This is a genomic window from Wolbachia endosymbiont (group A) of Apotomis capreana, assembly GCF_964027025.1.
GTDB lineage: Bacteria > Pseudomonadota > Alphaproteobacteria > Rickettsiales > Anaplasmataceae > Wolbachia > Wolbachia pipientis.
In genome coordinates this window covers 1,216,435-1,241,654 of the sequence record NZ_OZ034721.1, presented here as the reverse complement: position 1 = coordinate 1,241,654, position 25,220 = coordinate 1,216,435, and the positions used below count along the sequence as shown (strand labels likewise).

The 25,220-nt window shown below is 36.1% G+C and carries 20 protein-coding genes, 1 tRNA gene and 2 pseudogenes; 9 read left to right on the top strand and 14 right to left on the bottom strand.

What is annotated here, in order from left to right; genetic code table 11:
- Nucleotides 1-20: 20 nt before the first annotated feature.
- The 7 genes from polA to AAGD50_RS06190 form a co-directional block, all read right to left on the bottom strand.
- The gene (gene polA / locus AAGD50_RS06220) at nucleotides 21-2,597 is read right to left on the bottom strand and encodes a DNA polymerase I (RefSeq protein WP_264723896.1); all 2,577 of its coding nucleotides are present in this window, start codon (nucleotides 2,595-2,597) and stop codon (nucleotides 21-23) included.
- A 243-nt stretch (nucleotides 2,598-2,840) separates the two neighbouring features.
- Nucleotides 2,841-3,005, bottom strand: coding sequence for an IS3 family transposase (locus AAGD50_RS06215; RefSeq protein WP_141456809.1), 165 nt, complete (start codon nucleotides 3,003-3,005; stop codon nucleotides 2,841-2,843).
- Nucleotides 2,998-3,159, bottom strand: a complete 162-nt coding sequence (locus AAGD50_RS06210) for a DDE-type integrase/transposase/recombinase (protein ID WP_010082071.1) — start codon at nucleotides 3,157-3,159, stop codon at nucleotides 2,998-3,000. The genes AAGD50_RS06215 and AAGD50_RS06210 overlap by 8 nt, the downstream gene beginning before the upstream one ends.
- Before the next feature lie 3 nt (nucleotides 3,160-3,162).
- The gene (locus AAGD50_RS06205) at nucleotides 3,163-3,459 is read right to left on the bottom strand and encodes an IS3 family transposase (RefSeq protein WP_094189604.1); all 297 of its coding nucleotides are present in this window, start codon (nucleotides 3,457-3,459) and stop codon (nucleotides 3,163-3,165) included.
- A 122-nt stretch (nucleotides 3,460-3,581) separates the two neighbouring features.
- Nucleotides 3,582-3,875, bottom strand: coding sequence for a transposase (locus tag AAGD50_RS06200; protein WP_264723898.1), 294 nt, complete (start codon nucleotides 3,873-3,875; stop codon nucleotides 3,582-3,584).
- Nucleotides 3,876-4,107: 232 nt separating this feature from the next.
- Nucleotides 4,108-4,914, bottom strand: a complete 807-nt coding sequence (locus tag AAGD50_RS06195; RefSeq protein ID WP_174515871.1) for an SDR family oxidoreductase — start codon at nucleotides 4,912-4,914, stop codon at nucleotides 4,108-4,110.
- Nucleotides 4,915-4,919: 5 nt separating this feature from the next.
- On the bottom strand, nucleotides 4,920-5,564 hold the full coding sequence (locus tag AAGD50_RS06190) for an alpha/beta hydrolase (RefSeq protein ID WP_174515870.1): 645 nt from the start codon (nucleotides 5,562-5,564) through the stop codon (nucleotides 4,920-4,922).
- 210 nt (nucleotides 5,565-5,774) lie between these two features.
- On the opposite strand from AAGD50_RS06190, the gene AAGD50_RS06185 reads away from it, so the two are divergent.
- Nucleotides 5,775-5,936, top strand: a complete 162-nt coding sequence (locus AAGD50_RS06185) for a hypothetical protein (RefSeq protein WP_264723899.1) — start codon at nucleotides 5,775-5,777, stop codon at nucleotides 5,934-5,936.
- Between the two features lie 37 nt (nucleotides 5,937-5,973).
- On the opposite strand, the gene AAGD50_RS06180 is transcribed toward AAGD50_RS06185, so the two are convergent.
- The 4 genes from AAGD50_RS06180 to AAGD50_RS06165 all read right to left on the bottom strand — a co-directional run bounded on the left by AAGD50_RS06180 (nucleotide 5,974) and on the right by AAGD50_RS06165 (nucleotide 10,322).
- A complete protein-coding gene (locus tag AAGD50_RS06180) occupies nucleotides 5,974-6,339 on the bottom strand; it encodes a hypothetical protein (protein WP_064125381.1) in 366 nt (121 codons plus the stop codon).
- Between the two features lie 121 nt (nucleotides 6,340-6,460).
- Nucleotides 6,461-8,128, bottom strand: coding sequence for an aminopeptidase P family protein (locus AAGD50_RS06175; protein ID WP_264723900.1), 1,668 nt, complete (start codon nucleotides 8,126-8,128; stop codon nucleotides 6,461-6,463).
- An 8-nt stretch (nucleotides 8,129-8,136) separates the two neighbouring features.
- Complete coding sequence (gene mnmG, locus AAGD50_RS06170) at nucleotides 8,137-10,059, bottom strand: tRNA uridine-5-carboxymethylaminomethyl(34) synthesis enzyme MnmG (RefSeq protein ID WP_265024476.1); 1,923 nt, start codon at nucleotides 10,057-10,059, stop codon at nucleotides 8,137-8,139.
- A 187-nt stretch (nucleotides 10,060-10,246) separates the two neighbouring features.
- Nucleotides 10,247-10,322, bottom strand: a tRNA-His gene (locus AAGD50_RS06165).
- Nucleotides 10,323-10,472: 150 nt separating this feature from the next.
- On the opposite strand from AAGD50_RS06165, the gene murJ reads away from it, so the two are divergent.
- Entirely contained in the window at nucleotides 10,473-11,960 is a 1,488-nt protein-coding gene (gene murJ / locus AAGD50_RS06160) for a murein biosynthesis integral membrane protein MurJ (protein WP_010962984.1), read from the top strand.
- Nucleotides 11,961-11,963: 3 nt separating this feature from the next.
- Complete coding sequence (locus tag AAGD50_RS06155; RefSeq protein WP_264723902.1) at nucleotides 11,964-14,507, top strand: AsmA-like C-terminal region-containing protein; 2,544 nt, start codon at nucleotides 11,964-11,966, stop codon at nucleotides 14,505-14,507.
- A 54-nt stretch (nucleotides 14,508-14,561) separates the two neighbouring features.
- Here the strand turns inward: AAGD50_RS06155 and AAGD50_RS06150 are convergent, their stop codons facing one another.
- Nucleotides 14,562-15,485: a phage portal protein gene (locus AAGD50_RS06150; protein ID WP_264724274.1), complete on the bottom strand. Its 924-nt coding sequence runs from the start codon at nucleotides 15,483-15,485 to the stop codon at nucleotides 14,562-14,564.
- A gap of 280 nt (nucleotides 15,486-15,765) precedes the next feature.
- Here AAGD50_RS06150 and AAGD50_RS06145 point away from each other — a divergent pair, with 280 nt between their 5' ends.
- On the top strand, nucleotides 15,766-17,112 hold the full coding sequence (locus AAGD50_RS06145; protein WP_174515809.1) for an IS110 family transposase: 1,347 nt from the start codon (nucleotides 15,766-15,768) through the stop codon (nucleotides 17,110-17,112).
- A 1-nt stretch (nucleotide 17,113) separates the two neighbouring features.
- Here the strand turns inward: AAGD50_RS06145 and AAGD50_RS06140 are convergent.
- Nucleotides 17,114-17,374: pseudogene (locus tag AAGD50_RS06140) on the bottom strand (phage portal protein); the annotation flags it as partial.
- Nucleotides 17,375-17,532: 158 nt separating this feature from the next.
- Between AAGD50_RS06140 and lipB the strand changes: the two are divergent.
- Together lipB and AAGD50_RS06130 are read left to right on the top strand one after the other, a co-directional pair.
- On the top strand, nucleotides 17,533-18,150 hold the full coding sequence (lipB, locus tag AAGD50_RS06135; protein WP_264723903.1) for a lipoyl(octanoyl) transferase LipB: 618 nt from the start codon (nucleotides 17,533-17,535) through the stop codon (nucleotides 18,148-18,150).
- The gene (locus tag AAGD50_RS06130) at nucleotides 18,150-19,175 is read left to right on the top strand and encodes an LD-carboxypeptidase (protein WP_213863201.1); all 1,026 of its coding nucleotides are present in this window, start codon (nucleotides 18,150-18,152) and stop codon (nucleotides 19,173-19,175) included. Before lipB ends, AAGD50_RS06130 begins: the two co-directional genes overlap by 1 nt.
- Nucleotides 19,176-19,518: 343 nt before the next feature.
- On the opposite strand, the gene terL is transcribed toward AAGD50_RS06130, so the two are convergent.
- A complete protein-coding gene (terL, locus tag AAGD50_RS06125; RefSeq protein ID WP_265041067.1) occupies nucleotides 19,519-20,982 on the bottom strand; it encodes a phage terminase large subunit in 1,464 nt (487 codons plus the stop codon).
- A gap of 724 nt (nucleotides 20,983-21,706) precedes the next feature.
- Here terL and AAGD50_RS06120 point away from each other — a divergent pair.
- The 3 genes and pseudogenes from AAGD50_RS06120 to AAGD50_RS06110 all read left to right on the top strand — a co-directional run bounded on the left by AAGD50_RS06120 (nucleotide 21,707) and on the right by AAGD50_RS06110 (nucleotide 24,940).
- Entirely contained in the window at nucleotides 21,707-22,732 is a 1,026-nt protein-coding gene (locus AAGD50_RS06120) for an extracellular solute-binding protein (RefSeq protein WP_264723907.1), read from the top strand.
- 203 nt (nucleotides 22,733-22,935) lie between these two features.
- On the top strand, nucleotides 22,936-23,823 hold the full coding sequence (locus AAGD50_RS06115; RefSeq protein ID WP_006280416.1) for an aspartate carbamoyltransferase catalytic subunit: 888 nt from the start codon (nucleotides 22,936-22,938) through the stop codon (nucleotides 23,821-23,823).
- A 354-nt stretch (nucleotides 23,824-24,177) separates the two neighbouring features.
- Nucleotides 24,178-24,940: pseudogene (locus tag AAGD50_RS06110) on the top strand (IS5 family transposase).
- The last annotated feature ends 280 nt before the right edge of the window (nucleotides 24,941-25,220 follow it).

Here is a 25,220-nt window from a genome sequence, read left to right as displayed (position 1 = left end):
ATTCTAACATATTTTTCGTATTAGTTCAAATGATTTATACTCTTAGAATCCACGATGTTTAAGTCATAATTAAGAGCCCAGTTGTCGCCAATTTTTATTTCTACTTCAAGTGGTATAGAAATTTCTATTGCATTTTCCATTATATCTTTTATAAGTTTTGCTGTTTCTTGCACCTTTTCGTCTTCTACTTCAACCAGTAGTTCATCGTGAACCTGGAGGATTATTTTACCTACTTTCAATTGGTCAAAAAGCTGAATTGTCGCACGTTTTATTATATCAGCAGCGGTTCCTTGCAGTGGTGCGTTTATTGCTGCCCTTTCTGCAAATTGTCTTATATAAGGAATTGTATTGTTTATGTCTCTTACAAAGCATCTCCTGCCAAACAAAGTTTCTACATAACCATGCAATCTTGCGATAGACACTGCTTTTTCCATATAGGCCTTTATTTCTGGGTAACAGGAAAAATAGTAATTAATGTATTCAGCAGCTTCCGCAATGGTAATTCCAAGCCGCTTTGCAAGACCAAATGGGCTAATGCCATATATAATTCCAAAATTGATGGATTTTGCTTTGCGTCTTAATTGCTCATCTATTTCTTGCACTCCAAAAACTTGCCTAGCGGTGATCTCATGAATATCTTGTCCGTTTGCAAAAGCTTCTTTAAATGCTGCAACGTTTGCAACGTGTGCCAGGAGTCTTAACTCTATTTGTGAATAGTCAGCAGAAATTATCTTATGCCCTTTTGGCGCAATAAATGCTTGTCTGATAAGATTTCCCTCTTCGCTTCTGATAGGAATATTCTGTAAATTAGGATTGCTGGAGCTCAGCCTTCCAGTTGCAGTTGCAGTCGTTGAAAAGCTTGTGTGTATTCTACCATCAAGTGGATCAACTTGCTTTATTAATGCATCAGTGTAGGTGCCTTTTAATTTACTTAAATGTCGCCAATTTAAGATTTTACTTGCGATTTCTACCCCTTCTTCTTCGAGTGCCTCTAGAACTTCATAATTGGTGCTATACGATCCAGATTTTTTTGACTTTTTCTTTTTATTAAGCCCCATTTTGTTAAACAAAACATCACTTAATTGTTTTGGCGAAGCAATATTAAATCTTTCTCCTGCCAAATTATATATCTCATCTTCAAGCACGGCAATTACCTGCTGAAATTTATCGGACAGCTCCTGTAATTTTTGTATGTTCAGTAATATCCCATTTTTCTCCATATCAAATATTACTTTCATAAGTGGCTTATCGAAGCGCTCGTAAATTGTGAACAATTTTTCCTGAAATAACCTTTGCTTTAGCTTTTCATGAATTGCTATTAAAGTTTTTGCCGAGAAAATTTCTGCATTTTCACTCAAATTATGCGCAACTATGTTTGGAATACTGTGATCGTGTTTTCCTGTATCCAAGCTATACGACATTATCATCAAATCATCAACTGAATCTAGCATCTTCTCTACTGTAGGGAAGATTTTCCTGATTTCTTTAATGTTATGTATTATTTTAAGCGCCCCATTTGAGAGTAAAGTTGAGTTAATTATAATGAGTGCATCTTGTATGCTGTCTTGCTCTATATAAAAAATATTACTTTCGCTATAAGATAAGGAAATTTTATTTAATAAGTTGTCTTCAAAGTGGCAATGAATTGCAATTCTGCCTTCATATCTACAATGCTCCAAAAATTTCTCTAACTCTTCACTACTATATTCTATTTTCTCTTTTGTGCTAGACCCATTATAGGAAAAAAGCTTTTCCATTTTACCTATTAAGGAATTGAATTCATACTTCTTTAAAAAGGATAATAGTTTCTCCATATTTGGAGAATGGACTTCATATTTTGCAATATCATGTTGAAGGTCTACTTTTTCGCATAGTGATAAAAGTTCTCTTGAAATTAGTGCTTTTTCCTTATGTTCGGTAAGAATATTACGAATCCTCGTTTGCTCGATATTATCAATGTTCTCTATAATATTATTCAATGAATCAAATTCATCCAGTAATTTAGCTGCAGTCTTCGGACCTATTCCCGGAACGCCTGGAATGTTGTCAGATGCATCACCAGTTAGAGAAAATAAATCAAGAAGCTTGTGTGAGTTTACACCAAATTTTTCTATTACTTGTTTTTCATCTATGTATATATTTTTAATAGGATCAAATATTAGAATGTTGTAATTCAAAAGCTGGAACAAATCTTTATCTGATGAAACGACTACCACTTTAAAGTCTTGGTGGTTGGCGTATTTTGCAGCTAGTGTTGCGATTATATCATCTGCTTCATAACCTTCAATCTCTTCATAGCTGAGGTTAAAAGCTTCTACCGCTTCCCTCAGTATGGTGAACTGTGGAGTTAGATCCTCAGGAGGCGTTACTCTGTTTGCTTTGTATTCAGAATATAAATTGTGCCTAAAATTCTTTTTCCCTGCATCAAGTGCTATAGTTAAGTAGTCCGAATGGGCAATGTACTTAAGAACCATATTCAGAAAGCCATATACACCACCTATTGGCATTCCTGTTGTGGTAATTAAGTGAGGTAGTACATAGTAAGCTCTGAAAAGAAAACCATAGCCATCGATGATTGTGAAAGTTTTTTCTTTCATTGTAGATATTTATGCGTGCTTTTGATGGTCCACTATTTAGCTGAGAAAATCAAGTTTTTGTTTTTCTGCTTTTGAGCGTTGTAAGAGATTTTACCGAAAATAGCATTCATGATGGGGATGTACACATATGTAATATCAAAACCTAGTAGAAGAAATTTGACCTTACCCAGAAAAAGTGGAGAGAAAGTTTGGAATGTTTTTTACAAAAAGAATGATGCATCAAATTGTTCTGGAATGCAATAGTTAATAGTGACGTTGTTTGTTATAAAAAATTTCTATATATTCAAATATAGCAGTTTTGATATGCTGTTTAGAGTGCCGAGAGGTGTCTATTGGTAACTCCCTTTTTAGAGAACTGAAGAAGCTTTCCACAACAGAATTGTCGTAACAACAGCCTTTATTACTCATCTATATTCTTTACAGCTAAGAGATATTGATACCCTTGCGCAGTATATTGTGAACCTTGGTCACTGTGCAGCAGTAGATTTTTAACAGGTTTACGCCTATTAATGGCCATTAATAAAGAGTTCATAACCAATTGTTTATTTATTGCACTACTCATTAACTACCATACGTGAGAATTATTGCTGCCAAATATAGCCATCCCTCCTTGGTTTTGATGTAAGTAATCCCATACTTTATTTGGTTGATCAACAATAAAGTTTTGATCTAGTATATTGGGAGCTACAGCTCTATTATCTGTTTGTTGTTTTTTAATTTTAAACTTTCTTCTCAGTATAGCCCTGATGTCATTTTTCTGCATAATACTTTGCACCGTTTTCAAATTGCAACTTTTACCCAAAGCCTTCAATTCAGCATGAATTTTAGGAGCTCCATATCTACATTTAGAAACTTGATATATTTTTTGAATAGCTTCGAGTAGCTCTTTATTTGCTGATTCTCTACTGCTTATTTTTCTTGTGGTCCACTTATAGTAGCCACTAGCAGAAAATCCTACATAATTCCTGTACTTTATAGCAGTTACTATATAAAAAAATATTTTACTCCTTTTGACTGGCCAGGGCTTTTTTTTAAATGTCTCTTTCCCTTGTTACTCTTGCTTTGTAAATCAAACCTCTCTTTGTCATAAGGTGCTACATCTGGAAATGCATTTGCCGCTGACTTTTTTTCGTTATATTTCTTCATCCATTTTCCTAATACACTATCCCTTATTCCTAGATCTCTTGCTACTTTTGCAACTGGTTGACCTACCTTTCTTTGTTCATTTGCCAGCTTAACAGCTTCCAATTTGAATTCTGCCGTATATTCTCTTACCATTTCTAATCCTCCAAAATTTTATTTTACCCGAAAAAACTCCTTTCTTTCTCTCCACTTTTTCTGGGTAAGGTCACTATTTCTTAAGTAATTTACACTTCAGAGTTTATCTGCTTTAAAGTTTACTCTATTCTGTTTCAGCATTTGTCATAAATCCTTAATTATTTCTGACTTTTTAGTTCATTTTTTAACCATTCTTTCCTTAACTTAATGGCAGTGACAATAAGCCTATCTATCATTCTGATGTGATTTCAGTTTTGTTTACGTGCAAACTCTCTAATCCCACCTTGTAGTTAGGATAAATTAGAGAGACATTAAGATCTTTTTTAATTTTAACATTACTTACTCTCTTTGATCCTAAATAAAAACTCTGTGCATAATCTGGTAACTCAATTGGTTCTGGAGGGCTAACATTGAGAAGTTTGGTCGCATATATTACCACTTCAGATTGTGTAGTGGGTAAATCGTCTGCACAATTGTATATTTCACCAGGTTTTATGTTTTGCATGGAAGAAAATAAAATATTTGATATATCTTCAACGTGAATACGAGAAAAAAAATGCCCTTCTTTTTTCACATTTCTTGCTTTGCCAAGCTGCAAGTCAATTAACACGTTCCTACTAGGGCCGTATATTCCAGCTAAACGAAAAATATGTACAGGCAGTTTGCTATTTAGCCACTTCCTTTCAGATTTAAGGCGTTTTTCTCCTCTGATTTCTATAGGTTTTGTTTCAGATTCCTCATTCACCCAATTACCAGAGTGATCACCATAGACGCTAGTTGCAGACAAATAACCAAGCCATTTTACATTTTGCAGGCAATCACCGTATCTCTCCACAACATCATCACCATCTGGAGGAATAGAAATTAAAACGTGCGTTGCGCTTTTAAGCAGATCTTGGCTAACCTTCTCATAATTAAAGAGGATTACATTTTGTATATCTTTACTTCTTGATGTGCCACTGACTTTCCAACCTAAGTTCAGTAATTTTTTCGATAAAAATTTAGCTACATATCCATAACCAAAGCAAAACAAGTGCATGAAAATTAATTTTTAAAATTCTTCTTGATAAATTCTACTCCTAATTTTATTCCCTCTTCATTAATAATATGCCCTAATGCATGAATTGGGTGTCCTTCAACATTTACTCCATTTTCTTTCAGAGCTTTAACCGCTAAGTCGAGGGACGAAAAAGGTACCACGTCGTCAGCATCACCATGGATAACACATATGTTAGGTTTTGATTTGATCTCTGGTGCAGTTTTTGAAGGTAAAAGAAACCTACCAGAGTATGCAACAACTGATGCACAGGATTGAGAGCGGGTGAGAGCTGTATGTATTGCAAGCATTGCTCCTTGAGAAAATCCAACTAAAGAAAGTTGCGTATCTTTTAAATTAAGCTCCTTTAATTTTGTATCAATGAAATGATTTACAATTGATGTAGCATTTTTTACTCCATTATATAGCGCTTCCTCACTACGATCTTCCAAGCTAAACCACTGATAACCATCACCTATTTCTCTCTTAAACGGAGCATTGGGTACTGCAAAATATGAACCCAGTAAAAACTTGCTCATAACTTTAGCAAGGTGAACAAAATTATCACCACTTGAGCCCCAACCATGTAAAAAAATAATCAAATTTTTCTTATTTCCGCCTGCACAAATTTCTGGGCCTTTAAGTTCAATCATTTTTTTTCCTTTTGCGTTTATATTTTTATCTAACACTAATTTTCAAATTTGTAAAACCAATGTGCAATTACGTTCCCGATACTATAGCTAAAGTGACTTAGGTTCATCGACGATTTGAAAAACCGTCATTCCGCTACTTGTTAGCGGAATCTATACTAAGATACCGCGAATGAATCGCGGTATGACGTAGGATTGCTGTCATTCCAGTGCTTGACACTGGAATCCAGGAAACTTAACTTTACACCAGGTAATAAGAACTGGATCCCAGTGTCAAGCACTGGGATGACACCTCTGGGCACTGCCGTCATAAAGGAACCAGTGTCAGCTACTTTCATGGCATCAATAATTGACCTCGACTTACCGTCCAACTAGAAAGTTGTATATAGAATGACAGAAATCCAGATGTTATTTACTTACTTTCGATCTTTTCTATCAATTTTTTAACTAAGCCTCTTAGCTTTTTACTGGATTCATCAAGCTCTTGAATCTGCGAGCTGTGCTCTTTCATTAGTTCCTTATAGTTACCTCTTATGTAGTCAATCATTTCCTTCATCTGAGCAATCATCTTGTTAACATCCATACTGCCCAAATCAGGTATCATGCCAGGCATAGCCCCTTCTAACATACCGCCAGCCATAAGCTGCTGAGACATTTGCATAAATGGTTTTAAAGTCTGATTAAGCAATTCAGGATCCTTGGCTAATTTTTCTATTTGCTCTTTGCAAGTATCCATATACTGCTTCATAAATTCATCTTCTTGCCCTTTGTCTATCATAATTATAACCTACCTAAAAATACGTGTTCTTTATTATATATTATTTTAAAATTAAAAACAATACAAAATACCTGTCACAATTGCATTAATACTTTTTAAATAATAAAAAATGCTCCTTTGCTTATAAAGGGTCACATACCTTCTTTAACCATTTCTTATCTTTTACGCTATTTTCTAAGTTTTTATAGACAAATTGATGGTAGCCATTTATCCATTCAATTTCATCCTTAGTAAGCATTTGCACATTTATTAGTCTTCTATCATATGGAATAGAGGTCAGTTGTTTAAAGTTTAAGAAGCCGTTTTCTTGTCTGTTGACATACATCAGATTTTCAATCCTTATTCCATACTCTCCCGGAATGTAATAGCCAGGTTCGTTGGAAAGTATCATCCCTGGCGTGAGTTTCACTTTATTACTTTTTGATATTGCTTGTGGTCCTTCGTGTACTGATAGGTAACTTCCTACTCCATGCCCTGTACCATGCATATAGTCCATTCCAAATTTCCATAAATGCGTACGTGCTAATATATCCAATTCTCCACCAGTAGTGCCAGGAGGAAAGATGACACTTGCTATAGCAATGTGAGCTTTGAGTACTATTGTATAGTGGGTTATTTGTTCATCAGTTGGATTGCCAATTGCTACAGTTCTTGTCACATCAGTTGTGCCGTCAAGGTACTGGCCACCAGAGTCAATCAAATACAGTCCATCTTTCTGAATTACTTTATTCGTCTTACTGCTTGCACGATAGTGAATTATTGCCCCATTCTCATTAAATGCTGAAATTATTGGAAAACTTAGTTGCTTAAACAAATTCTGCTCTTTTCTGTATTCTAAAATCTTTTCTTCAGCTTCAAGTTCTGTACCAACATTATTTTCAAGCCAATATAGAAAATTTGTAACTGCCACTCCATCTCTGATATGCGCATTTATAGCCCCAGCTATTTCAGTTTGGTTTTTTGCTGCTTTATAAATTAGACAAGGATCTTCTCTCTCAGCTACCTGTTTATCTTTTATTACAGCCATGATACTCATTGGAGTTGTGCTTGGATCCATGACTATTGAATTTAGCTTGTGCAGCGAATTTTCTAGCTCACTAATATCAAAAATATTTACATGATTGCCTAAATTTGCTTCTATAGTTGAATGTTCTTTATCTTGAATAAACAAATCAACATTACCGCTTTTATACAATATAGCACGACCCAATATACATGGAGTATATTTAGCATTTTCGTTTCTTAAATTTAATAACCATGAAATTGAATTTGGATCAGTTAAAAGCACTGCTTCAGCTCCTTTATCTACGCTTCTAGCTATTTTTTCACATTTGTCCTTACTACTTTTACCAGCATATTTAATAGAATGTAAAACCACTGCTTGTTTTCGATAGTCACTTTTTTTTCCAGCTAAACAGGGTATGAATTTACAGATATTCTCATACTTTCTTATATCTTCGATGGTAAAATATTGCAAATAATAACCTAGTGAGGCAGTCGATGTTAAGTTTGCTTTTATCCATTCGCGTGGATCCTCTTCTTGTATATTATATACTTGAAAATTGCCCCGATCGAGCTGATTGCGAGCTTGTGTAATATAGCGTCCATCCGTAAAAAATGGGCACTTGTTGTCTTTTGTAACGATAAGTAGCCCATTTGTTCCTGTAAAGCCACACAGCTTTGTTAGCTCCTCTGAATACTCATTTAAATATTCATCTTTAGTATGCAACATAAATGCATCAACGTTTATCTCGTGCATAAAAGAACGAAATTCTTCGATTTTTGACATAGAACACCTCATACAAAATTAGCAGCCACTTTCGTTTTCCTGTTTCTCAAATACACTAATATGCTCACTATCGCTGCAGGAGTGATGCCTTGTATTTGCTTTGCAATGCCAATCGTTGCTGGTTTTATCGTCTGCAACTTTTCTATTACTTCACTTGACAGGCCTTTAACTTGTGAATAGTTGAAGTTGATTGGAATTTGAGTATTGATTTCCTCTCGTAAAAACTTCATATCTGCTTCTTGTCTTATTAGATAAGGTTTGTATTTTGCTTCAATTTCAACCGCTTCGCATATTTCATTCTTAGTTATGCTACCCACTGCGGTGTCATCCCAGCGCGTGACGCTGCTTAACTCCGGCCATATTTCTTGTAATTTATTCCAGTCGATATTTGGATAGCTAAGTAGATCTAGTGCCGTTTTTCTTATCCCATCATAAGATATTTTGATACCATAAGACCTAAGCTGCTCAGGAGTAATCGTCAAACTCTCTAGTTTTTCTTCAAGTTGCTTAATAGATTTAAGTTTATTCTGTAAAACAGAGTATCTCTCATGCGACACAAGGGAAATATCATAACCTTTTTGTGTTAATCTTCTATCTGCATTGTCTGACCTGATAGCTAGCCTATATTCTGCACGTGAGGTAAATAATCTATAAGGTTCGATCACCCCTTTGGTGACTAGATCATCTATCATTACGCCGATATATGAGTCTGTGCGATGAAGAACAAAGCTTTCTTTTTTTTCAGATGCAGAGAGTGCTGCATTAATTCCGGCAATAATTCCTTGCCCTGCTGCTTCTTCATATCCAGTAGTGCCATTAATTTGGCCAGCAAAATATAGGCCTTTAATTTTCTTAGTTTCAAGAGTATGGCTTAGTTCTCGTGGATCAATATAGTCATACTCAACTGCATATCCAGGTCTTAGTATTTCTGCATTTTCAAGTCCCTTGATACTCTTTATCATTTCACACTGCACTTCAATAGGCAATGAATTTGAAATTCCGTTCGGGTATATAGTATCATCATTCAAGCCCTCTGGTTCTAAAAATATTTGATGACTACTTTTTTCTGCGAATTTTTTAACCTTAGTTTCAATGGATGGGCAGTATCTTGGTGCTATAATATCATCCAAATACGAAGAAGCTGACCTGTGCAGATTCTCTCTAATTATTTTATGCGTGTTTTCATTAGTATGGGTAATAAAGCATGATACCTGAGGTTGGTTAATTTTTTCTGTGAGATAAGAAAACGGCACAGGTGGATTATCACCCACTTGTTCTTGCAATATTGACCAGTTTATAGTGCCACGATCAAGCCTTGGCGGAGTTCCGGTACGCAATCTACCTAATTTAAAATTATATTTCTTCAACGTATTTGCAAGTTCTACGGCAGGCTTATCTCCCATTCTCCCTGAAGGAGTTACCTGCTCTCCTATATGAATCACACCCCGCAGAAAAGTCCCTGTAGTTAGAACGACTTTACTTGTCAGTATATGCTCCCCTGAGCTTGTTATTACAGCTTTAATGCACAATTCTCCATTGTTATTACTCTCTATAAGAAAATCGTCAACCGACTCTTCTTTTACCGTCAAATTATTATAATTTAGAATAATTTCCTGTATTGCTTGCTTGTATAATTTTCGGTCTGCCTGTGCACGTGGTCCCCACACCGCCGCACCTCTGCTGCTATTTAAAATGACTGAGTGTATACTTGCTTGATCGATTGCTCTTCCCATTATTCCATCAAGAGCGTCAACTTCCCTGACTACAACGCCCTTTGCAACTCCTCCGATTGCTGGATTGCAGGACATTTCCCCTATAGTTGAAATTTTATGAGTTATAAGCAGCGTGTTTGCACCAAGGCGAGCTGCAGCAGCAGCAGCTTCGCACCCTGCATGACCACCACCTACTACTACTACATCATATTTATGCATGCCTTCTTGAGTAATTCTTACTCTACTAATATTCTAACTATTAGCGGTTAATGTCAAATTTTACAGTAATTAACTATTTCAATCATCAGTGGCCAATGTATAGCTAACTCACGTCATACCGTCACGGTATCTCTAGATCCCGCTAACAAGCAGCGGGATGACGGTTTTTCAAATTATCGGGTTTTAGTGGGGCGAGCGACCAGGATCGAACTGGCGACATTCAGTACCACAAACTGACGCTCTACCAACTGAGCTACGCCCGCCAAGATATAAAATTTCTAACATAAGAGCGCAAATAGTCAATTGATTATTTAACTCTCCTTTTGCAGAGGGTTTTAAGTTTAGCCAATAAATATTTTCATTGATACTTTTACCATTATAGTTAATTGTATTGACACTAATGAAGTAGTGGTATGTTTAAAAGTATTTTCACATTTAGTTTTTTTACGGCTATTTCAAGGATCTCAGGGTTAATAAGAGATGTATTGATTGCTACGGTTATTGGTGCGAACTCTCTTGCAGACATATTTTTTTCTTCGTTTCGTTTTGCCAATCTATTTCGAGCATTTTTTGCAGAAGGAGCGTTCACTACCTCATTCATACCATTATATTCGACAGAATCATATGATAATAAAAAGGCATTTAATTTTGCAAGTAGTGTAATATCCATTACGTTTATTATCTTAGTAATTTTTTGCCTTATCATGCAAACTTTCTCCCCTTATATGATTCAAATTTTTGCTCCTGGATTTGACCAAAGTAAGTTTACCCTTACTGTTACTTTATCAAGAATTATGATGCCCTACATAATCTTTGTTTCAATTGCATCACTTATTGGTGGAATGCTGCAAGTAAAGCAGCATTTTGCTTCAACAGCTATTGCACCAATCGTTTTGAATCTCTGTTTAATCATCAGTTTGTTTGTGCCTTACGTAAAAACTCCAGCGCACAACCTTTCTATAGCTGTCCTTATAGGAGGAATTTTCCAGCTACTTTTGATACTATTTAGTGCATACAAGTTAAAGGCAGCTTTTTCTTTTAGCCTTGAATTAAGCAATGAAGTAAGGTTATTTTTTAAGCGTGTGATACCTGCAATTATCAACAATTGTGTAACTCAAATAAGCTTATGGATTGATACAATCATGGCGAGTTTTATACCAAATGCGGTGTCCTATATATATTATGCCGATAGACTAAATCAACTACCGCAGGGAATAATCGGTACTGCAATTGGTACAGTGCTTCTTCCTTTAATTTCAAAACAGGTGGATAATACTGAAAATATAGTCAAAATACAGAACAAGGCTCTCAACATAGGATTAATGTTAATTATGCCAACAACTGCTGCCTTTATCATTATTCCCGACATAATTTTACTTACGCTTTTTTCTTACGGCCGGTTTGATCATTATGCAGTGCAGCAAACTGTTCCCACTTTAATAGCATTTTCTCTTTCTTTACCTGCATTTATTATAAATAAAGTATTGCTACCTACATTTTTTGCTAAAGGCAATCTGAAAATACCAACCATATTTTCGCTAATGTGTCTTGGAATTAATGTAGTGCTAAACCTTTTGTTAATGAACGAGTATCAGCATACGGGGATTGCTATTGCTACTTCCGTTTCCACTTGGATAAACTCTATTCTATTAATTAGTTATTTAACAATAAATAAAATGTATAAGGTTAGCCAAGCGTTATTGTTAAATGTCATGAAAATTTTTGTAGCAACGGCAGTCATGTCAATAGCCCTTTATATTTTTAATTCTTTGTTGGCAGGATTATTTTTTGATAAAATGTTGGCTCGTATTGTTTATTTAACGACTTTAATAGCTTTGAGTGTTATTGTTTATTTTGGTATTCTCTATTTAATATTTAAGGGAAACTTTAAGCATGTGTAAATTATGAGACTTTCTTTATATGCTATATTATCAATCTCACTGCTATTAATTCTCATGCATGTTGCTGCAACTTTTAAGGATTGGAGTGGCTACAGGAAATATATCATAAAAGAGTTAGAGAAGACGTATGATGCTAAAGTGCATATTGGGGGAAAAATTAAAGTTTCGTTGATTACCCCAAAGCTCACTATTTATAATGTATACGTACAATACAACGAAAATAAAGAGCAAAAGTTGTCAGATTTAATTAGTGTAAGAAAAATTGAAATAAGGCCATCGTTCCTATCGTTGTTTTTATTTTCGTTGCAACCAAAGTCAATCACATTGTTTGGCATGAAAAGCAACAAAGAAAATTTACTTAATATTATAAATACAAACGCCAGTGGTAACACAGTCAATATAGTAATAAAAGACAGCCAAGTAAGTTTCAAGAATGATTTCGCTGATATTGTTAACATAAAGGAAGTTGCTGTAAAAAAAAATAAGCAGTTTTTTGGTAAAGTAAAGGTAGGTGATAATAATTACGATTTTTCAGGAAAGGTTAATATCACAAAAAGGAATGTACACATTAGTGTTGAATCAAATTTTGTAAATTTGCTATTTACAGGTAATAGAAATCAAGAAGAACTCCAGGGTAATTTAACATTAACAATTAATAACAGTTCCGGTTCTGTGAGTGATTTAGCAAAAATCATTAATCTTAGCTTTCTCTCTTGTGTTATTCCTAGCGAAAATATCAAGATATCATCCAATATAAGTCTTAATGAAAGTGAGTTTACGGCAACTGACTTAAAAATTGATTCCAAAAGCATGCAAGCCAGCGGTACAATACAAAATGATAGAAAAGGCAATCACACTAATTTCAATATTAGCTTCAGTAAAGTTGATTTAGATTCCATACAAAATGATTCACAAAGAACAATGAATATGAAGGATCTTCTGGAATGTTTTAGAGCAGTTGTGCCAAAGAACTTGAGCTTAAATTTTAATATAGAAGCTTCTAACATTCAATATCAAAACAAAATATTGGACAATTTCCGTGCTGTACTAAAATCCACTGATGGCAAAGTAAAAGTTAATACGCTTCTTAAATTTCCTGGAATCAATAATATATCTTACTTATCAGGAGAGATCTCAAACAATAATGTCCTATCTGAATTCAACGGTGATTTATTAGTCGAAGGAAATGATTTTGGGTCATTCATTTCATGTTTTTTCCCTTCTATAAAGATGAAAGAAAACCAGAAAAATCAATTTACACTAAGTTCTAAACTGCACCTTGCACCAAGAATATTATCTATCTCAGACATTAGACTGCTAAATAATAAGGAATCCTTGCAAGGATCAATTAGAGTAAGCCACACAAAAAAACGCAGTGTGATCGATGGTGAATTTAGCATGCATAATCTTGATGCAGATAAATATGATCATTCATTATTTAGCAGTTTACCTAAAATGCAATGGCTGAAAAATTTTCAGTATGATGCAAATATAAAGGCCCGTGTTAATAACCTTACATTGAATGATACGAAAATTAAAAATTTGGATTTTTTGCTGAAAATGGAAAAAGGTAAGCTAGTTGCAGATAAAATAAAACTATCTGGAGAAGATTTCGATATTACCGGTAATGCAAAAATATTAGCAGATCAAAAATACGCCAAACCTTTATTAGATGTTAACCTTACGGGCAGTAAATTTAATGGAAAAATTATTACATTACCAAATTTAGTAGAGACGAAAAGAAATTCAAGAAATGAGATAGATCAAATTCAATGGTCAACAAAGCAGCTTGATTTTTTGGATGATAAAGAAGGCTTTGATGCAAATGTGCAAATCAATACTGCAGAATTTAAAACCGAGCATAATGTTTTGAAAGATTTTAATTTGGATGCGGTAATGAGAAACAACACTATCACTATCAGGCAGGCAAGTTACGTATTAGAACACGGGCAAGTGTTTTTTCAGGGTTATTTAAGATCAGACTCAATAAATACAAGGTTTTCTATTGTAAATTTGGACACTAAAAAGATTGGTAAGGTTATAGGAATTGACAATGTAAATGGTCAGGTAAGCTTAAATGGTGAAATCAAAACTCAAGGAAAAAGTTTTCATGATTGGGCTAGTAACTTATCAGGAGATGTAAACTTACAAGCGCAAGGAATAGAAGTTACTAATGTAGATTTCAATTCATTTATCACTAATTTGTTAAACAGTAAGAATAAATCTGAAATTTCCACACTTGCTTATGTTGATATATATAACGGTAAAACATCTTTTGAAAATATTAGCGGAAAAGCAAGTATTAAGAGTGGTATATGTTCAACTAGTTTACAATTCGGGATTGATCAAGCATCAGGGTCAATCTCTTCTAATTTAACCTTATCTAACTTCGCTTTAGCTTCTATATTCAGGTTCTTTTTCATACCGCCAAACCATAGTAATCCAATCTATATCGATATGCATTTGGATGGCCCTATTTGGCGTCCTAAGATGAGTTTTGATGTAGACCAAATCTTCACCGCTCTGGTTGGCAAGAAAAATAGTTGATTTACTTAGGCGTACGGTTTAGGGGACAATGAACTCATCTGAACGGATACAAACTTAACCTAACTCATCACCACCTGGCAGTGGTGGCAAGCCAAAAGCTTCTCTTTTTTCATTGAGTGTCATAAAGCTTGCATTTTCTACGTATTTCCACAACTTTTGTCTCTTTTCCATGAGAATTTCTATTGCATCTTTGTCATACGACAAGCACAGATCTTCACCAAATCTTGGTATCAGCCAAGAATTCAGGTGACAGATAATATTTTCTAGTGTTGGTAAAACCGTTTGTTCCCAGAGGGATAAGCGTGCTTCAACCAAATTGCTATAAGTGTTATCACCTGGTATGCCAAGCAACTGCGGCGGAACGCCAAAAGCCAGGGCAATATCGCGGGCTGAACTGTGTTTGGACTCAATGAAATCCATATCCCTTGGCGATAAGCTCATTTCCTTCCACTCCAAGCCTCCTTCAAGCAATATCGGTCTTCCAGCATTGACAGGACCTGAATAATGATCATTTATCTGCACCTTTAAGCGTTGGTACTGCTCTTGACTTAAACTTCCACCACTTCCATCTTTTGCTGATTTCACAACTATTGCACCACTTGGTCTTGCTCCGTTTTGCAACATCGCTTGATTCCAAGCACCCGCCTGATTATGCTGATCTATGCTATATGCAGCTGCCTCAATTGGTGATAGCCCATACCAATCATTCAAAGGGTTAAAGGTCTTTAGGTGCAACACTGCTGAACGTCCGGTTAGTTTATCAACTTTAAAGTCATAACTGTTGTTATTTATGGTATAACGATAGATATAAGGAACGTTATTTCTCCCTGGAACAATTTCAACCCTATCGGGGCGCAGAAGATAAAGCTCTGTTGGTGGTTTTCTACTATTCTGTGACTCAACCATCAATATATAAGAATTGCCGTTAACTAACCGATAAGTTACAATCCCCTCAATAAATTCCGATTTTGATGTCATTGGGTTAGGAGCGTCGAACAAGAAAAAAATCTTGTTAAACCGGAAAGAAACTATTTCTTCACTTCCATAGCAATTTTTATATATAATTTATCAAGAAGTACTTCTGCAGTTATAACCGACTGATCAATGGTGCTTAAGTGCCCGTTTAGGAGCGTGGTTTTGGAGGAACGGTTAAACCACTGATGGAGTCTATTATGACTACCTCGATTAGAAGATTGTATAATCTAACCGTCCCAAGCTTAAGTGCTTCTCCATTATAAGTTATAGTAGGATAATTACCATGATAAAGGCAAAAAGTAAACTAGAAATAGTGAATCCTGATACAGCAGGAATTGATATCGGCTCAGCTGTACATTATGTATGTGTACCTGAAGGAAGAGATGAACAACGTGTCAAAAAATTTGGATGCTTTACAGTTGATCTTCATAACTTAGCAGGGTGGTTAAAGAAATGTAAAGTTAGAACAGTAGCTATGGAATCAACAGGAGTATATTGGATTCCTTTGTTTCAAATACTTGAGTCATATGGATTTGAGGTAAAATTGGTAAATGCACGATATATTAAGAACGTGCCTGGTAGAAAATCCGACGTTCAAGACTGTCAATGGTTACAACAATTACACAGCTATGGATTACTCCATGGGTCGTTTAGACCTGATGATCAAATGTGTGTGTTGCGTAATTACGTTAGGCAACGTAGCAACCTGATTGAAAGTGCATCCACACATATTCTACGTATGCAAAAAGCGTTAATTCAAATGAACGTTCAATTACACAAAGTCATAAGTGATATTACTGGAGTGACCGGTATGCAAATTATCAAAGCAATAATTGAAGGTGAAAGGAATCCTGAAAAATTATCAGAATTGAGAGATGTACGGATAAGAAATGATAGATCTACCATGGCAAAAGCGCTAAAAGGCGACTACAGAAAGGAACTCTTATTTGTGTTAAAGCAAGAATTTGAATTGTATAATATTTATCAGGAAAAAATAGCAGAATGCGACAAAAGCATCGAACAATATTACAAAACATTTGAAACAAAATCTGACGAGAATAAGCGATGCAGCAAAATAAAGAATAGGTTTTCAAAAAACAGACCAGACTTTCCTTTACACGAAGAACTGTATAGAGTAACCGGTATTGATTTTACTAAAGTTCCTGGGCTTGATGTGCTAACTATACAAACAATTATCTCAGAAGTTGGTTTGAACCACGATAAATGGCCATCAGAGAAGCACTTTACTTCTTGGTTGGGGCTAAGTCCTGCTAATAAAGTTACAGGGGAAAAAGTATTTGGGACGAGAACTCGCAAAGTTATTGCTCGTGCTGCAAATGCTTTTAGGATGGCTGCCCAGTGTGTGTCAAGAAGCAACAGTGGGATTGGTGCATATTGCAGAAGGTTAAAAAAACGACTAGGAGCACCGAAAGCGATTACCGCTACGGCTAGGAAATTGGCGTGCATTTTTTATAGTATGCTAAAGTATGGACAGGAATATGTAGAGAAGGGCATTGATTACTATGAAAAGTTATATAAGGAAAAAATAGTGAAGACTCTAAGCAAGAAAGCTAGTGAATTTGGTTATGTCTTGATTAAAAAAGAGCTACTAGCAGAAAGAGTTTCTTAGAAGAATAAAGTAATTTCAGTAATGGATGGGCTTTTAGTTGCGATTTTCCCTGGTCAGTAAGCTGGCAGAGAGTAAGAGGTACCGAAGATGCAGCACTTGCAATCATATTGATTGCTCGAAAGGCAATAACATTTTTTATGTAACCTTCCTCAGCAAAACTTACATAATCACGCTTACTCCAACTTGGCTCCATCATTAGCTGCAAAGCAGAATATTTAGTAAATACTGCGCTTTTTTTTCTTTGAAAGATGTTGAAATTCATATGTGCCTCATGAAAGATGTTTAAAAGTTAAAAGTGTTTTAGATTCTGTAGTTAAACTAAGACATAGATCCCAGTGTCACGCACTGGGATGACGGAAGGAAAGCACTTGGGTGACAGGAAAAGAACGAACTGCTATACTAAAAAAAAAGAAATTGAACATGACAGAATGGCTAATATCTAATCAGCTTATTGATTATAACTGTGCCGTAAAATCTATGGAAGAAAAAATTCAACAAATTCACAATAATTCAGCAGACGAATTAGTATGGCTACTCCAGCACCCTCCACTTTATACTGCAGGAATCAGTGCAACAGATGACGACGTTGTTGAAAAATTATTTCCTATATATAAAACAGGCAGGGGTGGCAAACACACATATCATGGTCCAGGACAGCGCATTATATATTTAATGTTAAACCTTAAAAAAAGAAACAAATGCGATATAAAGCTATATATTAGAGATCTAAGTAAGTGGATCATAAATGTTTTAAAGCAATTTAATATACTTGGAGAATTTAAAGAGGATAGAATAGGTGTTTGGGTAAACCATAACGGAGTAGAAAAAAAAATTGCAGCTTTTGGTATCCGTTTAAGAAAATGGGTAACTTATCATGGCATAGCGCTTAACGTCTTTCCAGACCTCTCTCACTATAAGGGTATTATTCCTTGTGGACTGCAAGATTATGGCGTCACGTCAATGGAAGAACTAGGAGTGAAAGTTCCACTCTCTGAATTGGATGATATACTAAAAAAAGAGTTTTATAAGATATTTTAATGATTGTTTATCTTTTATATTTCATTCTCACTTTATGTGCTAACACAAGTATTCATGCAATCGACCAAGTTGATATTATTGCTCCTTCTTCGAAGGGAAAAGAATCAGATCTGACTACTATAAAAGAATATGTAGAAGCTTTGGATTTTAATCCTCATATTTCGGAGAAAATATATAGTAATGATAATCCATTTTATTCCAACTCTGATGAATTCAGAGCAAATGATTTGGTTAGTGCACTAACCGGTGATAGTAAAATAATTTGGTGTATCAGAGGAGGAGAAGGGGCTTCTCGGTTAATTCCCTATCTAGAAAAGTTACCCAATGATAAAAAAGAAAGGATTGCTCAAAACAAAAAAATCCTCATAGGCTATAGCGATATAACTGCCTTGCACATCTATCTACAAGCTAAATATGATTGGCAAACTCTTCACGGCACCATGTTGGAAATGATAGTAAATAACTCCGTTTCTGAAAGCTCTGTTGAAAAATTGAAAGAGTTAATTCTTAACAAGCGGGATTCTATCAGATTTGATAACCTAAAGACGATAAATAATGGCATTAGACTAAAAGATGGCAGATTAAAGTCTAAAATCATCGGTGGTAATATGACTTTAGTTGAAAACAGTATAGGAACTGTTTGGCAAATAAATGCGAAAGGTAAAATTCTATTTTTAGAGGACATAAGAGTCTACCCATACGCAATAGAGCGCAGTTTAGATCACCTAAAACAAGCTCACATCTTTGATGGAGTACATGCAGTAATCTTTGGGGATTTCGTTAACTGCTATAACGATAACCTTGTTGAAGTTGTAAAAGAAAGGTTTGCAAAAAGTGTTAACTTTCCTGTATTTACAATGAAAGGGGTAGGCCATGGACATACAAATGATCCTTTACCTTTTAACACTCACGCTATTATTAGCGTTCAAGACGAAAAAGAAGGTTTGTTTTTTATGGACGTGCAGAATTTAGCTAATCTTATAGCTAACGCGAGCTCTACGTCATACCGCCGCAGTATCTCTTAGCCGCTAACACGTACTTAACCGTCATACCGCGATTCATTCGCGGTATCTCATCCGCTAACAAGAGATCCCGCTAACATGTAGCGGGATGACGAATTGCTTAACCGTCATACCGCCGCAGACCGTCATACCGCCGCGGTATCTCTTAGCCGCTAACACATAGCGGAATGACGAAGTTATCGTCATGCCACCGCGAACCGTCATACCGCCACGAACTGTCATACCACCACGAACCGTCATACCGCGATTCATTCGCGGTATCTCTAGATCCCGCTAACACGTAGCGGGATGACGGTTGTCAGGGTGTCATGCAAGTAGCTGACTACTTGGATCTGGTAGACTCAAATCACAATGCCCGTAAAGCTGCGACCCTAGAGCTACTATCTCTCACCCACTGCAAATATTGCACGGTACTATCCACTTGATCATCGTGTCGAGTTTCAGGAAACATTAAAATCTCATACTCAAAATCGTTCAGCCATACTGCTTGGTGCGGCAGAAAAACCTTGCCAGACTCTATAATCGGAACAATTTGATAAAATCGAGTGAGTTTGTCATCATGTGGTACTATTTCGATAATTGGTAAATCACTGTTTGTCTTTAGCTCTTGCACCAATTGCTGACCACTCGTTTTTGCTTCAATCAAAATTGCGTGTGGTGTCCATCTTGCTGCTAAGGACAAAACTTGCTCTTTAAGCTTTGGATACTCAAGCTTTGCACGATATACATCAAGTAAATAGAATTTGTTATCTATTTTTGCCCAGGTGGTGCAGACGCTAAAGTTGCTCATGTTGCTTGTTGAAACTGCAGTGTCCCAGCTTTGAGTTACATGCGAGAGATTGTCAGGAAAATTTCTATAGCGCTTCAGCCACTCTCGTTTAATTATACCACTTGAAAGTGGCAGAGGGTTTTGTTGATATTGTGCAGCAAAAACGTAACTTCCAAGTTCAACCTTTATCATCTCAACTTCTTCTTTTCCTCCATCGAGGGGATATAGCAACTGACCTTCTTCTCTTGAGTATAATATTACGGGTGGTGTCATTCTAGCACTTGATGCTGTAATCCAGCTTTTGTACTCATTTGTAGTTACTCGGGTGACAGGAACAAGAAAAGGAGGCGCTGGCTTTTTGATTGAATAGATAATCTCCTTATTTTCAGATATCATCGGTAAACAAGTATGGTTCCATATGTTTTTCGGTTTGGAGAGAAGGTGCCCGGTTAAATCTTCTTGATGTAGCCTATGCATCACAAGAACAATTACTCCTTTTTTTCTATTGTTGAGCCTGGCTACTAAAGTCTGGTCAAACCAATTTGTAGCACGCTTTCTAAACGTTTCACTCAAAGCTTGGGCAGGACTCAGTGGATCATCCACGATGATGAAATCACCACCTTCACCTGTTAACGTCCCTCCAAGGGACGTTGCGATTCTGTATCCTCTCTGCACTGTTTGGAATTTGTATTTGGTATTTTGATCTTTGGATAGTTCTACCTCTGGAAACAGCTCTCTATACCAACTAGACTGCATTATACACCTTGTATCGAGCGAGTGCTTTTCGCTAAGCAGCCGAGAGTAGCTTGCAACTATTATTCTTGCAGTTGGCTGATTTCCCAGTATCCATGCGGGCCACGCAACACTAGCGCACAGGGACTTCATTGAACGCGGAGGCATATTGAATATTATTCGCCTCATTTTGCCAACATTTGCCGCTTCAAGTCTGTCTGCTATGACTTTTATATACTGATAATCATTATACTCACACCCCGGCACCACCGTTTGAAAGCACAGTTCAATGAATTTTAGAAAGTTCATGATATAATGTTGAAACCAACGCGTGACGCTGGGATGACAAAAAAAGGAGCACTGGAATGACAAGGCTATAGGTTGCAAGCGAGACGTCATACCGCCACGGTATCTCGGCAGATCCCGCTAACACGTAGCGGGATGACGAGGCTTATCGTCATGCCACCGCGAACCGTCATACCGCCGCAGACCGTCATACCGTCACGGTATCTCTAGATCCCGCTAACACGTAGCGGGATGACGAGCTTATCGTCATGCCACCATGAACCGTCATACCGCCACGAACCGTCATACCTTAACATAGATCCCGCTAACAAGCAGCGGGATGACGGTTGTCGTTTAGCTATAAATATTAAGAAATTTACCAAATAAAAAAAAGGCAAAAGAAACCCTAGGGTAGCTAGTTATTCACTATCCATTTTTTAAATCGGCGTTTTTTGATGTTTTAAATGCTTTATAAGCGCATTTCAGCTTATATTAGGTAAAAACCTAGAAATTTTATAAAGACATAAGATGCACATAGTGCAAAAAATTAAACATGGGACGCCAGATACGTGAGTTTTTTTGTCATTTAATCTGTACAGAGAAGATAAATAAATAGCTTCAGTTTCATGATAAGGGGACTGGCAAGGCTTGTCAAGCAAGTTTTTATGATTTATCTAACGAACTTTACACTTGCTAAAGTTGTACCATCTTGGTAACTTTAACTGAAAGAAGTTATTTTTTATCCAATATGAAAAAAGCCTTTATATTCACATCCTTAATAGCAGTTATATTGATAGTTATTACTTATTTATACAGAAACGACGGAACTAATGACTCACAAGTGGTAAATGTTTATTCATCGCGCAAAGAAGAATTAGTACGTACTTTGTTTGATGAATTCACGAAAAATACAGGTATTAAAGTACGTTACATCATTGATGATTATTCTCAGCTACTTTCACGAATGGAAAACGGTGGTGAAGCTGACTTATTTTTGACTGCTGATGCAATCAACTTAATTCTAGCAAAAAAAAGAGGACTTTTATCTCAAGTAGATTCAGAGGTTTTAAAAAGTGTTATACCTGCAAGATTTAGAGACAGTGAAGATTATTGGTTTGGTCTTACAAAAAGAGCTAGGATATTGGTTTACAATAAAGAGTCAGTAGACCCTAAGGACTTAAGTACTTATGAAGATTTAGCAAATGAAAAATGGAAAGGAAAAATATTAGTGCGTTCTTCTACAAGTCCATATAACAGATCGTTAATTGCTTTTATGATTGCAAATAATGGTTTTGAAAAGACGAAAGAATGGGTAAGCGGAATTGTGAGCAATATGGCAAGAAAACCAAGTGGTGGTGATACTGATCAAATTTACGCCGTAGCAGCGGGTGAGGGAGATGTTGCAATAGTAAACAGCTACTACTTTGCGAGAATTCTTTCATCAGAAAATAAAAAGAATGTTGCAGACAAGCTAGGGGCTTTTTTTCCTAATCGCAACGATCACGGTGTAATGGTAAACATCAGTGGTGCAGCAGTAACAAAAAACGCAAAAAACAGGGAAAATGCTATAGTCTTATTGGAATTTTTAGTAAGCAAGCAGGCTCAAGAGTTATACGCTAAAAAAAACCAAGAATATCCTATTATTGAAGGCGTTGAAACTTCCGATATACTAAAATCTTGGGGAAATTATTCACAAAGTGATTTGCCTCTAAGTGAACTTGAGAAGCATCTTTTTGAGGCTGTTATGATAGCGGATGAGTGTAAGTGGAAGTAATCCCCAGCGCCACTAAACATTGGGATGAAAGATTTATGCTAATATACCTTACTCTTGACTCGCTGAACTTTTTCTTCCTTCTAACTTAATTTTGACTTTACTATCTTTTTCCGTTCTTTCACCAAAACAATTGCTGCACAAGAAGTCTATTGAAAAAAGGTAATAAGAAAGTAGAATAGGTTCAAGTAGTTGAAAAGGAAACTATGAACAAGAGAAGGAATTTGTTAAACATCTCAGACCTTACAGTCGATGATGTAGAAAATATAACTAAGTTGGCCAACCAGTACCTTAAAAAAGAAGTTGCAAATAGTCATATCTTGGAAAATAAGACAGTAATAAATTTATTCTTTGAAGATTCAACGCGTACACTTGCGTCTTTTGAAATAGCAGCAAAAAGCCTTGGAGCAAATGTTGTAACTTTGCCAATAAGATCTTCTTCTATTAACAAGGGAGAAGATCTAAAAGACATGATCAAAACATTAAATGCAATGAATCCTGATTACATAATAATCAGGCATAAAAGTAGTGGTATCATTAATACACTGGCAAAGTATGTTAACTGCTCGCTAATCAATGCAGGCGATGGAAGTAGTGAACATCCAACTCAAGCTCTTGCAGACTATCTTGTAATCAGCAATCACAAAAAGCAAATAAAGGACCTCAAAGTTGTGATATGTGGAGATATTCTGCACAGTAGAGTTGCAAGATCAAATATAAGATTGCTAAAAATGTTTGGAGCAGAGATAAACTTGGTCGCACCACCAACTTTGATTTGTAAGCATTTTCCTGAAGTAGATTCAGTCCATTATTCATTAATTGAAGGTATAAAGGATGCTGACGTAATTATGCTTTTGAGATTGCAGAAAGAGCGCATGAATAATAGTTCTTCAGAGAAAGAATATTTTTATTTGTATGGACTTGATTCACAAAAGCTATCATACGCAAAACCAGATGCGATTGTTATGCACCCAGGGCCAATAAACAGAGGGATTGAGATTAGCAGCGATGTAGCAGATTGTGTTATTTTACAGCAAGTAGAATTTGGATTGGCAATACGTAAGGCAGTGTTGCACTATTATAGGCCTTGCTAATATTAAAAGATGCTACACAACTAATGCAAAAAGGGGGGGCATGAAATGACAAGGCTTGTAAATGGTTTGAGAATGGCCATTAAGATGTTAAGGCCGAGGATATGGTGTGGAAGTTTTTACGAAAGCCTGAAGTCAATCAACAACCTTGCAGAACGGCAAATTAGACGGCTATCGTAAAAACAGCTTTTTCACCTGGTCGGAACATGGAGAAAGATTTGTGGAAAGAATGTTGTCGATATTTTTGACATCACGTCTCAATGGCCAAAATCCCTTCCAAAAGTTACGACTGCTTAGGTCTTGTCGACATAAAAAAAAATAGTGATATAGAGTACTCTTTATTAATAGGTAAAGAGAATGCTATATGATTTAAAAGATGAGCAATGGGAGAGAATAAAAAACAGTCTGCCAGGTAAGGAAGGAGATAGAGGAAGAAGCGCAAAAGATAACAGGAGATTCGTAGCTGCAATAATGTGGATAGGTAGAACAGGAGCAACATGGAGAGCATTGCCGGCTGAGTATGGAAAATGGTCAAGTGTACATAAACGTTTTATAAGGTGGGCAAAATCTGGTGTTTGGCAGATGATTTTCAACACATTAGCTGTTAATGGAGACACAGAGTGGCTCATGATAGACTCAACAATAATCAGGGCACATCAACATGCTGCTGGTGCAAGAAAAAAATGTGGAAACTGGTAGACAAGAACAAGAGCTGGGACGGTGCAAAGGAGGATTTTCAAGCAAATTACACGCTGCTTGTGATGCTTTGGGCAACCCACTGAGATTCTTTGTTACTGCAGGGCAAAGATCGGATTACGTAAAAGCTTTAGACCTGATAGAAGGCAAGAACATGGAGGCACTTATTGCCGATAAAGGGTATGACGCAAATTATATGATTGAGGCTGCAGAAGCTGTAAATGCTGAGCCAGTAATCCCACCGCGTTCCAACAGAAAAACACCAAGAGAATATGACAAAGAATTGTATAAAGAGAGAAACTTAATCGAAAGGATGTTCAACAAAATCAAGCACTTCCGCAGAGTTGCTACACGCTACGACAAATTGGCCATAGCTTTTCTGTCTTTTGTTCACATTGCTGGCATTTATCTTTGGTTAAAATAAATGTCGACACTGCCTAGTTCTTTATTCATTCTCACAATCCGTGAACGGTTACAACCTGGATTCCAGTGGGCTTTGTTGCATCGCTAGCTATGATGGATTAAAGATAAAAAAGATAGGGAATATCAGTAGCTTATTATTCTGGTATTTATAACAAGAACGGTCAATGAATACCTAAATTTGAGTAAAAGAAATTTCACTACCATTTACCAATCCGGCTAAAATTCAAGAATTTCAATGCTTTAGCTATTTTCAATAGAATTAAATTTATTAATATAAATAA